The sequence below is a fragment of the Salibacterium lacus genome, assembly GCF_042684865.1.
Lineage (GTDB): Bacteria > Bacillota > Bacilli > Bacillales > Marinococcaceae > Salibacterium > Salibacterium lacus.
Window position 1 is genome coordinate 1,540,821 of sequence record NZ_JBHUML010000002.1, and the last position, 17,341, is coordinate 1,558,161.

The following is a 17,341-nucleotide window of genomic DNA, read 5'->3' on the forward strand; positions in this document are numbered from 1 at the left end:
GTTGTTTCATCTCCCATTCATGTTGATTGATGCCGTTTGGCAGGTTCAAACATTTGCACATACGGTACATTTACCGGAAAAGCTTCATCTTTCAATGCATAGGCAGGCATCTCTTCCAAAGACATTTCCGTCGCTTTTGTCACCACCCAGGTATTGCTTTTATCCGTGTCTTCCTTTACATCGTCCCAAAGCGCATACAGGGTGTCTTTCTTTCGAGCTTCCAACTTACCAGAGTCATGAATGCGGACCTGGGTATACATGTCCTGCTTTTTCTTTCGATAGACTTTATGTAATGTTCGTTTCTTAAAGATTGATTTAATATTTGGTGTGAACACCCATCCAGAGGCACCAGCTGTCCACGATTTTATGTGTTGTCTAAGCTCTTGGTATGTAAGGCCTATGGTTGAAAACTGCTCTTTTTTCTTTACCAGTTGGTTCATAATAAAAAGCGTTTCTGCTCTATTCAGTGCAGCAGGCAGCGGATACAGCTTTCTGTCCGGCTGAAAAACATTCTGCACACGGCGGATCACCGGATGATTCGTATAAGAGGGGTCATAAAAATAAATAACCAGATCAGCGGTCGAATCATGCTGAAAAACGTTGGAAAAGAATTCAATCTCGTCTTCCATAGAATACGGGGAAAATCGCAGGTTTTTAGAAAATACAGTCGAAGATTGATCCTTTACATACTCTTCAAACGTCTGGTTTGGCTTTTTCGTTTTCGCAGGCTTTATAACGTAGGAAATATCGTTTTCAACCTGAAAAGGCAGAGAGCTGAATCCAATAGTCTCGTCCAATACAATAAGCATGTTTATCATCCTCAATTATGTATGTATATAATAGTCACCTTAAAAAAGCAGTCATGAATGGATACAACCTAATAGATATTTTTATCACAGGAAAGGTTTTCCTTCAATTCATTTTTCTTAAAGAGATGTTTCTTGGTGATAAAAATAAGACATTGGACATACATCTTACGAAACAATAAAAATATGTAACTGCCAGTGATTTATTTCTCATTTAAATAGTTTTCATTTTATAACTATTTTCATTGCTGGAATATTTAATCTTACATTTCCTTCATGGAACGGGCTGTTACTGTAATTTGATAAGAAAATAATGGATACGAAATGGCACTAACGTAAAATAGGTGATACGACTATTATCTCTTTTTATATTTGATACTTTTTACCTTTTTTCGTCACTTCTATTACAATATCCGACACTCACTAATTTGCAAAAAAAAGAGCAGGGCGCGGCCTGCCCTGCTTTTTCTCCGTTTTGTTTATTGTTCTAAAAGTCATGGGTCTTTTTTAAAGGTGCAGGAAAATATACCTTTAACCAAGCCAAATGGTGTTGGTTTTAATAAAAGTGCTTCTTTCGTAGTAAGTGGGATATTCCGCCAAACTTTACGTTTCAAGCTCAGTAAGCTTGCGCAGCCACTGACTGCCGGTACATCTCTGCAGCGAATGAACGCCACAAATGCATCACTGGCTGCAATCCATGTTGCTTCTGGGAACGTTCCATTTGACCTAAACCAAAAAAGCATAAGCATCCCAAAAGGAACACTTATGCTTTAATTCAGTTCATTCGTATGTATGGTGGAGACGGTGGGACGTGTAATTCCATGCTTTCGCTATGGCACTGACTATATCTTGAACCTGAAAAGTTCAGGTTCCCCGGCGTATTATACGGAATGTAAATTTGCGTCATTGCAGTATTCCGTATCCTAGTACCACTCGGAAGGCGGCCTATAAGTCGATACACGGCTGAAGGATTACTCCTCATACCGCTCGGTGTTGCCATCCTGCCGTATCTGCAGTATCAGGTTTCACCGATTAAGCCGGATTATTCACTTATGTGTTGCCACATAAGGCGACTAGTTACTAATCGAACCCACGTCCAGAGATATCGCTGACTGAGCTTCTACGAGCGTAGTCACTATATTATGATTCGCCGCTGCTTTGGCTTAGTGACAAGCCGCTGCAGGGCTAGTCTGATTGGTCTCTTCTGCCAGCCTCAGACGGTGGCTGGACAGCGTAGCCCACTATTAGTGAGACCCCGTATCACTCCACATGGGCGATGGAGAGCGGGATCCGCAGAAAACTGCTTATGCAGCTACTGCGAGGTTTTCTTCTTGTTTGCCAGTTATTATTGGCGTGGGCCTTTTTCGAGGCCTGCCCAGCTCGGCTCGCAACTCAGCCTCGACCTATCTCTGTCGAAGCCGTGTCGTCCCCATTTGTAAAGAAAGGAGATACGTTCAAATCTCCTTTGGACAATTTATTATAACACATACACACACAGATGCAAGGGGTTATTCCCCTTTCATCTGGCGCCGTACCGCCCGGTCCATTTCGCGTTTGGCATCTTTTTCTTTAAGAGCCTGGCGTTTGTCGTATTTCTTCTTCCCTCTCGCAACGCCAATTAATACTTTAGCGACACCGCGCTTAATGTACACTTTCAGCGGTATAACCGAATAGCCGGGTTCCTGGCTTTTGCCGATCAGCTTGTTGATTTCCCGGCGGTGCAGCAGCAGTTTCCGCGTCCGGAGCGGATCGTGGTTGAACTGGTTCCCCTGTTCATAAGGACTGATATGGGCGTTATGAAGAAATATTTCCCCGTTATCCACCTTCGCGAAACTGTCCTTGATGTTGATTCTGCCCGCGCGGATTGCCTTAATCTCCGTACCTTTCAGCGCCATCCCGGCTTCATACGTTTCTTCGATAAAAAAGTCATGACTCGCTTTGCGGTTCTGCGCGAGTACTCTTGATTCCGTTTTTGTCGCCATCTCCCGTTCACCTACTTTACTTCGTCATTTCTATATCGTAGCAAAACAGGATAAAAACCGTCAACACAGGACCGCTTCCACCTTTTCCGAATGAAAGGCATGTCCTGCGCCGAGGAGGCGGTTATTTTTTCTTTTTGTTCCCTTTATTTTTCGGGGCATTCTGGTAAAAAGATTTATTGTCCCCGTTGTTGTTTTTACCTTTTTGTTTCCCCTTCTTTGCTGTCGGGTTTTCTTTTTTGGAGCGGTCGCCGCCTTCAATAACGGTTGGACTGTCTTTTTTCTTCCGTTTTTTCGGTGGTTTCATGCCGACGATTTCAAAATCAATATCCGCTTCGTCGAGATTGACCTGCAGCACCCGGACCTCAACCTGATCGCCGATGCGGTAGATATTCCCGGTCCGTTCTCCGATGAGCGCGTACTGTTTTTCATCATAGTGGTAGTAGTCGTCCGTGAGATAGCTGATGTGGACCATGCCTTCGATGGTATTCTCAAGCTCTACGAACAGTCCGAAGTTGGCCGCTCCGCTGATGAATCCAGTGAATTCTTCGCCAACCTTATCTTTCATGTACTGCGCTTTTTTCACGTCATCGACTTCGCGTTCGGCATCGACCGCGCGGCGTTCCATTTCCGAGGAATGCTTGGCGATGTCGGGAAGTTTTTCCCTCCAGGCTTCTTTTGTCTTCCCATCGAGGTTCTTCTTTACGAGGTATTCGCGGATCAGACGGTGGACAATCAGGTCCGGATAACGGCGGATCGGCGACGTGAAGTGCGTATAGAAATCCGAAGCCAGCCCGAAGTGGCCGAGGTTGTCCGCATCATAGCGGGCCTGCTGCATCGAGCGAAGCAGCACCGTATTAATCACTGCTTCTTCCGGTTCTCCTTTTACTTGATCGAGCACTTTCTGCATCGCGCTTGGGTGAATGGTGTTAGCCGTTCCTTTTACGACGTAGCCGAAATTGGTAACAAACTCAAGAAACCGTTCGAGTTTCTCGGAATCGGGGTCTTCGTGCACACGGTAGATAAACGGCACATTCATCCAGTGGAAGTGCTCAGCCACTGTCTCGTTGGCTGCGAGCATAAACTCTTCAATCAACCGCTCCGCCACAGACCGGTCGATAAGTTCCACGTCCTGCGGTGTTCCGTCCTCGTCGACTTTCACTTCCGCTTCTTTGAAGTCAAAATCGATGGCGCCGCGTGCGAACCGTTTTTCCCTTAGAATTGCTGCAAGCTCTTCCATCTGTTCAAAAAGCGGTACGAGACTGCTGTATTTTTCTCTTGTTTCTTCGTCCTGCTGCTCCAGAATAAGGCGCACGTCACTGTACGTCATGCGTTCATTCGTGCGGATGACACTCTCGAAAATGTCGTGATCCACGACCTCTCCTTTTTCGTTGATTTCCATTTCACATGACAAGGTGAGGCGGTCGACTTGTGGATTCAGACTGCAGATGCCGTTGGAGAGCCGGTGCGGAATCATCGGAATAACCCGGTCCACGAGATACACACTCGTCGCGCGATCGTAGGCTTCTGTATCAATCGGGGAACCCTGCTCCACGTAATAGCTCACATCGGCAATGTGGACGCCGAGCTTGTAGTTCCCGTTATCAAGTCTCTTCACCTGCACCGCATCGTCCAGGTCTTTCGCGTCGGCCCCGTCAATAGTGACGATCGTTTCGTCCCTCAGGTCCCGGCGCTGTGCTATTTCTTCGGATTTAATTTCATCCGGTGTGTTATTGGCGTGATCCAGCGCTTCTTCCGGAAAGTCACCCGGAAGCCCGTGTTTGTGGATAATCGTTAGAATATCAACGCCCGGATCATTTTTATGCCCGATGATATTTACGACTTTTCCTTCTGCGCTGAAACGGCCTTCCGGGTATTTCGAAATTTCCACGACCACTTTATGACCGTCCACAGCACCATTTTCAGCGTCCTGTGGAATGAAGATATCATTGTTGATATGTTTATCGTCCACTTCCACAAAACCAAAAGAGCGGTTATCGATGTACGTTCCCACCACTTTGCTGACGCCGCGCTCGAGAATACGGACGATGGCACCTTCGGGTTTGGAACCCGAGGATTTCTGCTGCACACGCACGAGCACGGTATCTTTATTCATGGCACCGTTCAGTTCATGCGCCGGCACAAACACATCCGCTTCTTCCTTGTTTTCCGGCAGAATAAAGGCAAAGCCGCGTTGATGGCTCTGTACTTCCCCTTTCAACAGGTTCATCTTTTCCGGAATGCCGTAACGGTTGCTGCGGGTGCGTACGATATCGCCAGATTCTTCCATTTCATTTAAGGCTTTCATCAATTGTTTCGTTGCTTCGCCGTCTGTCATCTCAAAGGCTTCCTGTATTTCTTCGACCGACATCGGTTTGACGGCTTCTTCTTTCATATATTGCAGTAATTGCTGCTTCTCTTGCTCATCCATCTGGTTCATCTCCTTTCGTATCGTATGATCTGATAAGCCACGCCTGTTGATTTACCATATAAAGGAATGGGAAAGGATTCTATGAGGAGGGGACATCTGTGATCAAAGCATGTATCCCCCTTCTTTTTCGTTGGATGGAGCCGTCTGCCCGACTCCAGCGGGAGAAGCGTCAGCCGAAGATCACCGGGTGATTTTCCCGGTAGCTGAGGCGACGCCCGCGGAAAGCAGGCAGGAAAGGCGGAGTCCAACGAAACGCTTCCTATATTTGCATAATCAAAAGCCGTGCTGATAAGCATTTTTTTATTCTATTTGTCTGATTCCCAGTCCAGCCGCTCCAGAAACTGATAAATGTCTTCATGGAGCTGTTCTTTTTCCGGACCATGAGTGATAACGTGGGAGGAATGTTCGTACCACTTCAATGTTTTATCATCGGAGGCGATATTGTCATGAATGACATTTGCGCTCTCAGGATGCACCATCGTATCCTGCACGGCCTGGACGACAAAAGCCGGTGTGTAAATCATATCGAGGGAATCTTTCACTTCGTCGATCGTTTCATTGATGGAGTAGAGCGTGTCGACCGGCAGTTCTTCAAACGATGCCATTTCCTTTTCAATCTGCTCTTCGTCTTTGTCCTCCATTTTTTTGAAATCACGCGCATACTGAAGTACACCTTGGTAGAGACGCTCTTTATTGTCTGTTGTAATGGCAGGGGCGCACATTGGTATGATACCCTTCAAATCAAACATGTATCCCGCCTTCAACGTCATCAGACCACCCAGGGAAAGGCCTGCCACGGCAATTTCTTCATAGCCTTCGTTTTTCAGGTATTCCACTGCCTTTTCGACGTCATACCACCAGGCGTCTGTGTCGGCTTCCATCAATTCTTCCGGAGGAACACCGTGACCGGATAAAATCGGTGCATGGCAGGTGTATCCTTTTTTCTGCAGAAACCTGCCAAGCATCCGGACATCCGCTGAATTTCCTGTGAATGCATGAAGCAGCAGCACAGCCCGGTTTCCTCCTTCAAAGGTAAATGGTTTTGGTGGCACTATTTTCATCGTAGGTTCCCCTTTCTCTCTCTATGATTCCTATCTTCCAGGTATCAATATACCCTGTTTTACGCGATTCAAGCCCCTTCTTCAAAAGAAAAGCTTTTACGTTGAGCTGCACCGGATTCGCCTGCAAAGCATAAAAAAACAGCAGGAACTGTGTGGATCCCGCTGCTTTCGTTTATCGGCATACGATATTTTCTGTTTACAGAAAGTAACCAAGTAGCAGAGTAAGCACAAAAAACAGTACAGCCAGTACGACAGTGGCACGGCTTAAAAAGGCTTCCACCCCGCGTGCTTTCTGTTTCCCGATCATCTGCTCTGCTCCGCCGGAAATAGCTCCGGATAAACCTGCGCTCCGGCCGGACTGCAACAGCACAACGGCAATCAGCGAAAGCGACACAATAATCAACAGTACGTAAAGCAACGTTTCCAAACCTGACACCTCCACGTCCATTTCACACTACCATTAATGTAACACAACCCTGTCCCAATGGCAAATATTCCTTAAAAGAAACAACAGAGAGGGGGGGCTGTATCTTTTGATACAGCCCCCCCCAGTGGCAGAGTGCTTATTTGTTCAGGTTATAAAAAGCCTGTTTGCCTGGATAGATGGACGTGTTTCCAAGCTCGTCTTCAATCCGGATTAATTGATTGTATTTTGCCACCCGGTCAGTACGGGACGGCGCGCCGGTTTTGATCTGGCCGGCGTTAACCGCTACGGCGATGTCTGCAATCGTAGCGTCTTCGGTTTCACCGGAACGGTGGGACACAACAGCTGTGTAGCCCGCACGTTTTGCCATTTCCATCGCGTCGAAGGTTTCAGTAAGCGTACCAATCTGGTTCACTTTGACAAGAATGGAGTTGCCGACTCCTTCTTCAATACCGCGGGAAAGCTTGTTGGTGTTTGTAACAAAGAGGTCATCGCCGACGAGCTGAACTTTGTCACCGATTGCGTCGGTAAGCTTCTTCCAGCCTTCCCAGTCGTTTTCGTCCAGACCGTCTTCAATCGAAACGATCGGATATTTCTCGACAAGCTCCTGATAGAAGGAAATCATCTCATCCGCCGACTTCACGACGCCTTCGCCTTTCAGGTTATAGCTTCCGTTTTCATAAATCTCCGAAGAAGCAGCATCCATGGCCAGCTGTATTTCTTCTCCCGGCTTGTATCCTGCCTTTTCAATGGCGGTTACAATGGTCTGCAGCGCTTCTTCATTGGAACCAAGATCCGGCGCAAATCCACCTTCGTCGCCTACACCGGTGTTGTATCCTTTGTCTTTCAGTACTTTCTTCAGGTTATGGAAAATTTCCGCACCCATACGAAGCGCCTGTGGAAAGTTCTCTGCACCGACCGGCATGATCATGAATTCTTGAATATCAACGTTATTGTCGGCATGCTCGCCGCCGTTCAGGATATTCATCATTGGTACCGGAAGCGTCTTGGCGTTAAATCCGCCGAGATATTCGTAGAGCGGAATGCCGAGGTCATCCGCTGCAGCATGCGCGGAAGCCGATGATACGCCGAGAATTGCATTGGCTCCGAAATTCTCTTTATTGTCGGTGCCATCAAGCTCCAGCAGCAGGTCATCGATACCGGTTTGATCGGTCACTTCCATCCCAATTACTTCCGGTGCAATATCTTCATTGACGTGATCCACCGCTTGAAGGACTCCTTTGCCCATGTAGCGGTCCCCGCCGTCGCGCAGTTCTACGGCTTCGTGTTCTCCTGTCGAAGCACCGCTTGGGACGAGGGAGCGTCCAAAGGCTCCTGTTTCTGTATAGACTTCCACTTCCACGGTAGGGTTTCCGCGGGAGTCAAGCACTTCGCGTGCGTATATGTCTGTAATCATACTCATTTCTGCATTACTCCTTTGTTATTTTATTAGGGACTGTCCTGTCATTTCTTCGGGTTTGTCCATCTGAAGCAGGTCCACCGCTGTCGGGCATAAATCGGCAAGAATACCTTCCTCCCGAAGGGTCAGCCCCTGTTTGGTCACAATGACGGGAACCTGATTTGTTGTATGAGCTGTCATCGGCTCGTCTTCAAGCGTAATCACTTCGTCCGCGTTGCCGTGATCGGCGGTGATAATCGCCTGTCCGCCTTTTTCGGTAATCAAATCCACAACCCGGCCAAGGCATTCATCTACCGCTTCCACGGCTTGAATGGTGGCGTCAAGTTTCCCGGAGTGTCCAACCATATCCGGATTGGCAAAGTTCAGGACGATAAAGTCATGACGATCAGCGTTAATCTCGTCCAGAAGAGCCTCCGTTACCTGATAGGCACTCATCTCCGGCTGCAGGTCATAGGTGGCAACTTTCGGAGAATCGATGAGAATGCGGTTCTCTCCTTCGAATTCTTCCTGGCGTCCCCCGTTGAAAAAGAAAGTGACATGGGGATATTTTTCCGTTTCCGCAATCCGGAGCTGGCTGCGCCCCGCTTCAGCGAGTGTTTCCCCCATTGTGTTCTTAAGGTCCTGCGGAGGGTAGGCGACTTCGGCCTGCACCGATTCACTGTAGTTCGTCATCGTGACAAAGTGCAGATTCTCCGGAGCTTTCTCCCCGGTATCAAAACCGTCAAACTCTTTACTCGTGAACACTTCCGACAGCTGGATGGCACGATCCGGGCGGAAATTGAAGAACACGACGGCGTCTTCATCTTCAACGAGTCCGGTTGGTTCCCCGTCTTCGTTTTTCAGCACGCAGGGTTCGAGAAACTCATCCCAGATTTCATTTTGATAAGATTGTTCGATCGCTTCTTCCGGGCTGTTAAAGGCCGGACCGTCTCCGTATACAAGCACGCGGTACGACTTTTCAAGACGCTCCCAGCGCTGGTCCCGGTCCATCGCATAGTAGCGCCCATGCAGACTTGCCAGGCGGCCGACACCGATGTCCCTCATTTTCTGCTGAAGCTGTTCCACATACGACTTGGCCGTTGTCGGGCCGACGTCGCGGCCGTCCAGAAAACCGTGCACATACACATTTTCGACGCCTTGAGCCTTGGCAGTGTCGAGCAGGGCAAAAAGATGATGGAGATGGCTGTGAACGCCCCCGTCGGAGAGCAGCCCGTAGAGATGAAGGCTGCTGTTATGTTCTTTAGCGTGTGTCACAGCTCCAGTCAGCGCTTCATTCTGGTAGAACGTTCCTTCTTCAATGGCCTTATTGATGCGCGTCAGGCTTTGATACACCACTCTGCCGGCTCCGATGTTCATATGGCCGACTTCAGAGTTTCCCATCTGTCCTTCCGGGAGACCAACCGCTGTGCCGCAGGCTTCAAGACGGGTATGGGGATACATGTTCCAGTACCGGTCAAAATTCGGAGTAGCTGCCTGCTCCACAGCGTTGCCTTTGGTCTCCCCGCGGAGGGCATAACCGTCCAGGATAATCAGTGCTACCGGCGCCTTGCTCATTTTGCTCCCGCCTCTACAAGCTTAAGGAATGCGTCCGGCTTGAGGCTGGCTCCTCCGACAAGCGCACCATCAATATGTTCTTTTTCCATGTAGCCGTCGATGTTTTCCGGCTTCACGCTGCCGCCGTACTGAATCCGTACTTTTTCCGCTGTGTCCTGATCATACAGTTCCGCCAAAACTTTACGGACCGTGCCGCACGTTTCATCCGCATCTTCAGCGCTTGAGGACTTCCCTGTACCAATGGCCCAGATTGGTTCGTAGGCTACGACAACGTCGGAAGCTTTCTCCGCACTAATTCCTTCGAAACCTTTTGCCACCTGTCCGCGTACGACCTGTTCTGTTTCATTGTTTTCACGCTGTTCAAGGGACTCCCCGCAGCACATAATCGGTGTGATACCGTAGCTGAACGCAGCATGGACCTTCTGGTTGACGCTTTCGTCGGTTTCATTGAACATCTCACGGCGCTCGGAGTGTCCGATGATCGAATACGTGATGCCAAGGTCTTTCAGCGCAGCCGGACTGATTTCACCGGTGAATGCGCCGCTTTCTTCAAAATGCATCGTCTGGGCCCCGATGTGTACATCCGAGCCTGCTGCTTTATCGTTCATTTCCTTTAAAAACAGAGCTGGTGCGCACACTACCGTTTCCACTTCGTTACCGGAAGGGACATGTCCTTTGATTTCTTCGATGAAGGACACGGCTTCTTCATGCGTTTTGTTCATTTTCCAGTTTCCTGCAATAATCGGCTTTCTCACACGTAAAACTCCTTCCTGTCTTCTGTAAGTTTTATCTGTCATTCAGTGCTGCGACACCCGGCAGTACTTTGCCTTCCATAAACTCAAGCGATGCTCCGCCGCCTGTGGAAATATGGCTCATCTGATCGGCGAGACCAAATTTCTCAACAGCTGCCGCCGAATCGCCGCCGCCAATAACCGTGTAGGTGTTGTCAGCCTGCGCAAGCGCTTCGCCTACGCCTCTTGTACCTTTGGAAAACAGGTCAAATTCAAACACACCCATCGGTCCATTCCATAGTACCAGTTTGGAGTTCTGAACGACATCGGTATACGTATCGATCGTTTTCGGTCCGATATCAAGCGCTTCCCAGTCGGAAGGGATATTATCAATGTTGACGATTCTGGTATCCGCCTCATTGCTTAAGTCATCCGCGATGGTGACATCAAGCGGCATATAAAAGTTGACGCCGTTTTCTTCGGCTTTTTTCATATAGTCTTGCGCCAGCTGCAGTTTATCTTCATCCAGCAGCGATTTGCCGATTTCGTATCCTTTGGCTTTGACGAATGTATAGGCAAGTCCCCCACCGATGATAAGGTTGTCGACTTTATCGAGCAGGTAATCGATGACTCCGATTTTGTCTTTTACTTTCGCGCCGCCGATAATAGCGGTGAACGGGCGGTCCGGATCTTCAAGCGCCTGGCCGAGCACTTCAAGTTCTTTTTCCATCAGAAGTCCGGAAACCGACGGCAGATGACGGGCGATGCCTTCTGTGGAAGCGTGGGCGCGGTGGGCGGCACCGAATGCATCGTTGACATAAACATCCGCAAGGGACGCGAGGTTTTTGGAAATAGTTTCATCATTTTCTTCCTCGCCCGCTTCAAAGCGGAGATTTTCAAGAAGCAGCACTTCTCCTTCAGTCAATTCTCCCGCTGCTTTTTCAGCTTCTTTTCCATAAACTTCATCCACTTTTTTTACGTCTTTCTGGAGAAGTTCTCCAAGCCGCACCGCTACAGGGCCGAGACGCAGTTCGTCGTGGGCTTCGCCATCCGGACGGCCGAGGTGGCTTCCGAGAATGACTTTTGCCCCTTGATCGATCATATGCTGAATCGTCGGCAGAGCAGCCCGGATCCGTGTATCATCCGTAACCTCTCCTTCTTTCATCGGTACGTTAAAATCAACACGGCAGAAAACCGTTTTTCCTTTTAAATCGATATCTCTGATCGACTTCTTATTCATGAAAGAGCCTCCTTTATTTCCTTCCCTTTTGTCCATGTTCCCGGAGAACCAGGATGAAAAACCGAAAGTCTGCGGGGCATCCGCAGAAAAGGTCTTTGACATGGAAAAGAAAGGGAGTATCTGTTACTCCCTTTCCGTTATTTTCCGGTTTGTTTTACTGCTGTTTGGCCATATAAGCAACAAGGTCTACGAGACGGCTGGAGTAGCCGAATTCGTTGTCATACCAGGAAATGACTTTTACCATGTTGTCTTCCATGATCATGGTGGAAAGCGCATCTACCGTGGAGGAAGTTGGTGTGCTGTTGTAGTCTCCTGATACGAGAGGCTCTTCACTGTAGCCGAGAACGCCTTTCAGTTCATTTTCGGAGGCTTCTTTCAGCGCATTGTTTACGTCTTCAGCCGTTACATCCTGTTCAAGCTCTGCAACAAAGTCAACGAGGGATACGTTTGGTGTCGGAACACGCATCGCAGCGCCGTTAAGCTTGCCATCCAGTTCAGGAAGGACAAGAGCAACCGCTTTGGCAGCACCTGTTGATGTCGGGATGATATTCTCAGCAGCTGCGCGCGCACGACGGTAGTCTTTATGCGGCAGGTCGAGAATCTGCTGGTCGTTTGTATAGGAGTGAACCGTGTTCATCAGACCACGTTTTACACCGAACTTGTCGTGAAGAACTTTCGCTACCGGTGCAAGGCAGTTTGTTGTGCAGGACGCATTGGAAACAACGTCGTGTGCTGCTGGATCGTACGTATTTTCGTTAACGCCCATAACAAACGTAGCGTCTGTTTCTTTACCAGGCGCGGAGATGATAACTTTTTTGGCGCCGGCTTCAAGGTGCTTGGCAGCGTCGTCGCGTTTTACAAACAGACCGGTCGATTCAACAACCAGTTCAACGCCGGCTCCGCCCCAGTTGATGTCAGCCGGATTTTTCTCCGCTGTTACGCGGATTTCTTTCCCGCCGATTACGAGGTTATCGCCGTTTACTTCCACTTTTTCTTCAAGACCGCCGTGCACGGAGTCATAACGGAGAAGGTGTGCCAGCATTTCCGCGTCTGTCAGGTCGTTGATCGCTACAACCTCTACATCGTCATTTTTAAGTGCAGCGCGGAATACAACGCGTCCGATCCGTCCAAAACCATTAATACCAATTTTCGTTGCCATAAATAAAATCCTCCCTTTAATAATAATTCCTTTATTAACAGTCCGTCGGCGTCCTTCTGGAAGCGCCGGCAGAATGTGAGCATGATCAACATCCGGGACGGGTCAATCCCCAAGCACCGCCTGGGCGGCCCCTTCATCTGTAATCAGTACATCACTCGGTCTGTAATTCATGTAGGCGCTGATAGCCTCAGCCTTTGAAGCACCGCCTGCCACCGTTATTACTTTCTGGTTTTCCTGCAGTTCATCAAGCTGAAGCCCGATTGTCTTTTCCTTATGAACGATTTGTCCATTCCGGTCAAAATAGTACCCAAATGCTTCTGCTGCTGCCTCTTTTTCCTGGAGAATGTGAAGGATGTCATCTTCGGCTCCTCGGCGCGCTGCCATGGTCGAGGCCGCTCCAACGCCGTGAACAACCACTCCTGCGCGCCGTATCAGGCGCAGGAGTTCTTTAATGCCGGGTTCCAGTACGAGAGACTCTCTGGCTTCCCGGCTCAGCTGATCCGGTACATGCAGCAGCCGGTAGTTCCCTTTTGCTTTAACGGCCATCGTAGAGCTGATGGTGTTGGACTGGATTTCCACCTTTTCACCAAGTCCGCCGCGGGCCGGGACAAATGTAACGGAACTGAATTTTTCATCGGGGGTCATCATCTCTGCCACATCCGCAAGAGTTGTTCCTCCTGCAACAGCAACAATATCTTCCGGCTGCAGCATGTTTTTCATCTGCTGGATGCAGGCTCTTCCTAATTCTTTTTTTACCCACGAATAGCGGTCACTATTCCCGGGTACGATAATGACCCGGTCAATCTGAAGCCGTTCAGCTACTTCTTTTTCCCGGTCGGCAAGGCCTGTGACAGATTTCATCGTCTCTTCCAGACCTTCAAGCAGCGCTTCTCCGTCTTCGGTCAGCACCATACCTCCCGATCCGATATGGATGAGGTTCTGTTCTTTTAAAAACAGCACTTCACCTCGGAGAATACGCTCCGAAATCTCAAGGCTCCCTGCCAGAGTCCGTCTGCCGACTGGCTGCATCAGACGCAGGTACTGAAGAATCCGGTATCTTTTTTCCATCACCTCTAGTACATCCGGCTGGAGTTTTTTTTGTAATTCAATTAATTGTCGCATATGTACTCCTCACCAGATTCACATACGGGACAAAAATTGTCCCGGTGTGACATTTTAAGTCCCGCTTAAGGGCAAAAAAAGAAAGGTTCCTCTCTCTTATATTTTATCAATATATGAACAGACAGGCAATAAAAGTTTTTGTTTATGATGCCCGTGTTCAAAGCTGCAGAAAATATTCTTTCCCACCGGTATCATCAGAAGTTTGAATCCTTGAAAAAACGGATAGTATACAAAAGGATTACCGTTTCCCTTATCGAATAAGAAAAGATAGTGAAATCTCTTCCGGTAAATTGTTCGAGGTTTTTGTTTCCATCGTGTACAATGAAGGACGAAACATCATTCAGTAAGCAGTCCTTATCATTTGACCAATATTGACCATTAGGGTATGATGGGATCATCAGCTGAGCAAGGGCTGCACGCACTTAACGAAGGAGGATGTAATACATGAACTTGATTCCTACAGTAATTGAACAGACCAACCGCGGAGAACGCGCGTACGACATTTATTCAAGGCTGTTAAAAGACCGCATTATCATGCTGGGTTCCGGCATTGACGATAACATTGCCAACTCGGTGGTGGCCCAGCTGCTTTTCCTCGCTGCTGATGATCCGGATAAAGATATTTCCATTTATATTAACAGTCCGGGCGGCTCGATTACAGCAGGCATGGCTATCTATGATACGATGCAGCACATCAAACCGGAAGTTTCCACTATCTGCGTAGGTATGGCTGCCTCCATGGGCTCCTTCCTGCTTGCTTCAGGTCAGGAAGGCAAACGCTATGCGCTTCCTAACAGTGAAGTCATGATTCACCAGCCGCTTGGCGGCACGCAGGGTCAGGCAACAGATATTGATATTCATGCCCGCCGGATTCTTGAAATCCGCTCGAAACTGAACAGTATTCTGTCCGAACGTACCGGCCAGCCGATTGAAGTCATCGAGCGCGATACCGACCGCGATAACTTCATGACAGCTGACGAGGCAAAGAACTACGGCCTTGTCGACGACGTTCTGTACAAATAAGTTTGTCCCATACGCTCCCGATTATCCCGGATAGTCGGGAGCGTATTTATTCTCAGCCCATTCCTTTAAAGAATGGCAGCGCACTTTTGATCCAGCATAAAAAAACCGGCACCTTTCAAAAAGGATGCCGGTTTTTTTATTCCTCTTTTTCCACAAAGCGGGCCAGTTCTTCCGCTGCTTCCTGTTCATCTTCTCCATCCACCGAGAACTTAATCGTTTCCCCGGTTCTCGCGGCCAGACTCATGATGCCCATGATACTTTTGGCGTTCACTTTTTTATCTTCTTTTTCAATAAACACATTGGATTGAAAGCGGTTTGCTTCCTGAACAAATAAAGCGGCGGGCCTGGCCTGCAAACCCGTCTTTAATCTCACTTCAGCTTTTTTTTCTATCAACCGGTATTTCCTCCCTTTCCTTATTTACTCTGCATGCACCCCGTTTTCCGGTATCACAATCTCTTCCCCGTTGCGTATCTTCTCAGCCAGCTGATCGATTTTGCGAAGCCTGTGATTGACGCCGGACTTCCCGACAGGGCCGCTTGGCACCATCTCTCCCAGTTCTTTCAAGGTAACATCCTGATATTTCACCCGCATCTCTGCCATCTCCCGGACTTTCTCAGGAAGGTTTTCAAGACCGATGCGTCCTTCGACAAGCTGAATGTTCTCCACCTGCCGCAGTGCCGCTCCAACCGTCTTGTTCAGGTTGGCTGTCTCACAGTTCACCAGACGGTTCACCGAATTACGCATGTCTTTCATGATTCTGACATCCTCAAAATAGAGAAGGGCCTGGTGGGCACCAATCACATTTAGAAATTCCGTTATTCTTTCACTTTCTTTAATGTAAAGGATAAATCCTTTTTTTCGTTCCAGACTTTTTGAAGAAAGATCAAATTCCTGAAGCAGTTCCCTGAGAGACCGGTTATGTTCTTCATACAATGAAAATATTTCCAGATGATACGAAGAGGTTTCCGGATGATTAACCGAACCTCCTGCGAGAAACGCTCCTCTCAGATACGCGCGTTTGCAGCAGGTGTCTCTCAGTATATCGCGGGATATCGTGCGGATAAAACGGTAACCATCCTCCATGATGCTTAAATCCCGGAGCATGTGCCTGGCTTCCTCTACAATCCGTACGATATATACATTGTTTTTTTTCAGCCGCATTTTTTTACGTACCATTAATTCGATGATGGTCTCGGGATACACTCTTTTAATAAGTTGATAAATACGGCGGGCAATAGCCGCATTTTCCGTTGACACATCAAGAACCAGTTCCCCGCTGCTGAAAGAAATCGAACCATTCATGCGTACAAGCGCGGCAAGTTCCGCCCTGGCGCAGCAGCCCTCTTCTTCAAACCGGGTCAGTTCTTTTTTTGTCATAGCTGCAAAAGATGACATTTTATCACCTTCACCGCCTTTCCCTTTCCACCTGTCTGACCTCTCATTACATTTGGGCAAGCAGCGACTGCGAGACTTTTACCGCATCATGACGGAACAAATCGTCCCGGTAATGCATAAAAGCATCCTGAACAACGCGGCAGCCCAGACCCTTCACCCGGGCTTCATCAAAAACGACCGGATAGGCCGATTCTTCCTTGTAATTGGCAAGTATTTCAGAAGGTATCTCGGTATTATTAACAAGCACCGTTTCTATCAGACTGCGGCCGGTATGTTTCTGAATCGCTTCGACATGGTCGGCGACTGTAAAATAATCAGTTTCTCCGGCCTGGGTCATTCCGTTGCAGATATACACCTTCCGCGCCCGGGCTTCTTCCACCGCTTCTGCAATCCCGGGGACAAGCAGGTTCGGAATGACGCTGGTATACAAGCTCCCGGGACCAAACACTATCACATCCGCTTCCCTGATGGCGTCAAGACTCTGCTCGAGCGGATGGACGGTGTCGGGCGAGAGGTATACCCGGCGTATCCGTTTCCCGGAATTGGGAATATTGGATTCTCCGGATATGATCGTGCCATCTGTCATTTCCGCATGCAGTTCAATGCTTTGATTGGATGCCGGAAACACGTTCCCCTTCACGTTCAGCACGGTACTTAATTCACTGATTCCTCTTGCGAAGTCCCCTGTGATGGATGTCATACCGGCAAGAAGAAGATTCCCGAGGGAATGACCTGTCAGTCCGTTTCCATTTTCAAACCGATGCTGAAACATCTGCTCAATCATTGGTTCCACTTCGGCCAGTGCCACCAGTACATTTCGTACATCTCCCGGCGGCGGAATATCAAGTTCTTTACGCAATCTTCCTGAACTGCCGCCGTCATCGGCTACTGTCACTATCGCTGAAATGTTAACAGGAAATGTTTTCAGTCCTCTTAACAGCACGGACAATCCAGTCCCCCCGCCGATGACGACAATATTTGGTTTCTCCACGATG

General features: G+C 48.5%; 15 protein-coding genes and 1 other RNA gene. 1 reads left to right on the plus strand and 15 read right to left on the minus strand.

Translation table 11 applies throughout. The annotated features are described in order from the left end of the window. Window positions 1-17: 17 nt before the first annotated feature. From ACFSUB_RS08730 to ACFSUB_RS08785, 12 genes are all read right to left on the minus strand, one after another. Complete coding sequence (locus ACFSUB_RS08730; RefSeq protein WP_380712794.1) at window positions 18-809, minus strand: hypothetical protein; 792 nt, start codon at window positions 807-809, stop codon at window positions 18-20. Window positions 810-1,887: 1,078 nt separating this feature from the next. Next, window positions 1,888-2,229, minus strand: a transfer-messenger RNA (tmRNA) gene (gene ssrA, locus ACFSUB_RS08735). Between the two features lie 85 nt (window positions 2,230-2,314). Beyond that, window positions 2,315-2,788, minus strand: coding sequence for an SsrA-binding protein SmpB (smpB, locus tag ACFSUB_RS08740; protein ID WP_380712795.1), 474 nt, complete (start codon window positions 2,786-2,788; stop codon window positions 2,315-2,317). A gap of 121 nt (window positions 2,789-2,909) precedes the next feature. Next, window positions 2,910-5,216: a ribonuclease R gene (gene rnr / locus ACFSUB_RS08745; protein ID WP_380712797.1), complete on the minus strand. Its 2,307-nt coding sequence runs from the start codon at window positions 5,214-5,216 to the stop codon at window positions 2,910-2,912. A gap of 305 nt (window positions 5,217-5,521) precedes the next feature. Beyond that, entirely contained in the window at window positions 5,522-6,277 is a 756-nt protein-coding gene (locus tag ACFSUB_RS08750) for an alpha/beta hydrolase (protein ID WP_380712799.1), read from the minus strand. A gap of 196 nt (window positions 6,278-6,473) precedes the next feature. After that, entirely contained in the window at window positions 6,474-6,725 is a 252-nt protein-coding gene (gene secG, locus ACFSUB_RS08755) for a preprotein translocase subunit SecG (RefSeq protein WP_380712801.1), read from the minus strand. 115 nt (window positions 6,726-6,840) lie between these two features. After that, window positions 6,841-8,124, minus strand: a complete 1,284-nt coding sequence (gene eno, locus ACFSUB_RS08760) for a phosphopyruvate hydratase (RefSeq protein WP_380712802.1) — start codon at window positions 8,122-8,124, stop codon at window positions 6,841-6,843. An 18-nt stretch (window positions 8,125-8,142) separates the two neighbouring features. Beyond that, entirely contained in the window at window positions 8,143-9,675 is a 1,533-nt protein-coding gene (gene gpmI / locus ACFSUB_RS08765) for a 2,3-bisphosphoglycerate-independent phosphoglycerate mutase (RefSeq protein WP_380712803.1), read from the minus strand. Then, window positions 9,672-10,430 (minus strand): triose-phosphate isomerase, encoded by a 759-nt coding sequence (gene tpiA, locus ACFSUB_RS08770; protein ID WP_380712805.1) that lies wholly within the window; start codon window positions 10,428-10,430, stop codon window positions 9,672-9,674. The genes gpmI and tpiA overlap by 4 nt, the downstream gene beginning before the upstream one ends. 31 nt (window positions 10,431-10,461) lie before the next feature. Continuing rightward, complete coding sequence (locus ACFSUB_RS08775; RefSeq protein ID WP_380712807.1) at window positions 10,462-11,646, minus strand: phosphoglycerate kinase; 1,185 nt, start codon at window positions 11,644-11,646, stop codon at window positions 10,462-10,464. A 154-nt stretch (window positions 11,647-11,800) separates the two neighbouring features. After that, a complete protein-coding gene (gap, locus tag ACFSUB_RS08780) occupies window positions 11,801-12,805 on the minus strand; it encodes a type I glyceraldehyde-3-phosphate dehydrogenase (RefSeq protein WP_380712808.1) in 1,005 nt (334 codons plus the stop codon). A 102-nt stretch (window positions 12,806-12,907) separates the two neighbouring features. Continuing rightward, entirely contained in the window at window positions 12,908-13,927 is a 1,020-nt protein-coding gene (locus tag ACFSUB_RS08785) for a sugar-binding transcriptional regulator (RefSeq protein WP_380712810.1), read from the minus strand. A 444-nt stretch (window positions 13,928-14,371) separates the two neighbouring features. Here ACFSUB_RS08785 and clpP point away from each other — a divergent pair, with 444 nt between their 5' ends. Next, complete coding sequence (clpP, locus tag ACFSUB_RS08790; RefSeq protein WP_380712812.1) at window positions 14,372-14,950, plus strand: ATP-dependent Clp endopeptidase proteolytic subunit ClpP; 579 nt, start codon at window positions 14,372-14,374, stop codon at window positions 14,948-14,950. A 136-nt stretch (window positions 14,951-15,086) separates the two neighbouring features. Here clpP and ACFSUB_RS08795 read toward each other — a convergent pair whose 3' ends face one another. From ACFSUB_RS08795 to ACFSUB_RS08805, 3 genes are read right to left on the minus strand one after another with little or no spacing between them, the layout of a single operon-like run. Then, window positions 15,087-15,344, minus strand: coding sequence for an HPr family phosphocarrier protein (locus tag ACFSUB_RS08795; RefSeq protein ID WP_380712813.1), 258 nt, complete (start codon window positions 15,342-15,344; stop codon window positions 15,087-15,089). Between the two features lie 24 nt (window positions 15,345-15,368). Further along, window positions 15,369-16,346 carry a DNA-binding protein WhiA gene (gene whiA / locus ACFSUB_RS08800; protein WP_380712814.1) on the minus strand — a complete coding sequence of 326 codons (978 nt, stop codon included), beginning with the start codon at window positions 16,344-16,346 and terminating at the stop codon, window positions 15,369-15,371. A gap of 46 nt (window positions 16,347-16,392) precedes the next feature. After that, entirely contained in the window at window positions 16,393-17,337 is a 945-nt protein-coding gene (locus tag ACFSUB_RS08805) for a gluconeogenesis factor YvcK family protein (RefSeq protein WP_380712815.1), read from the minus strand. Window positions 17,338-17,341 lie beyond the last annotated feature (4 nt).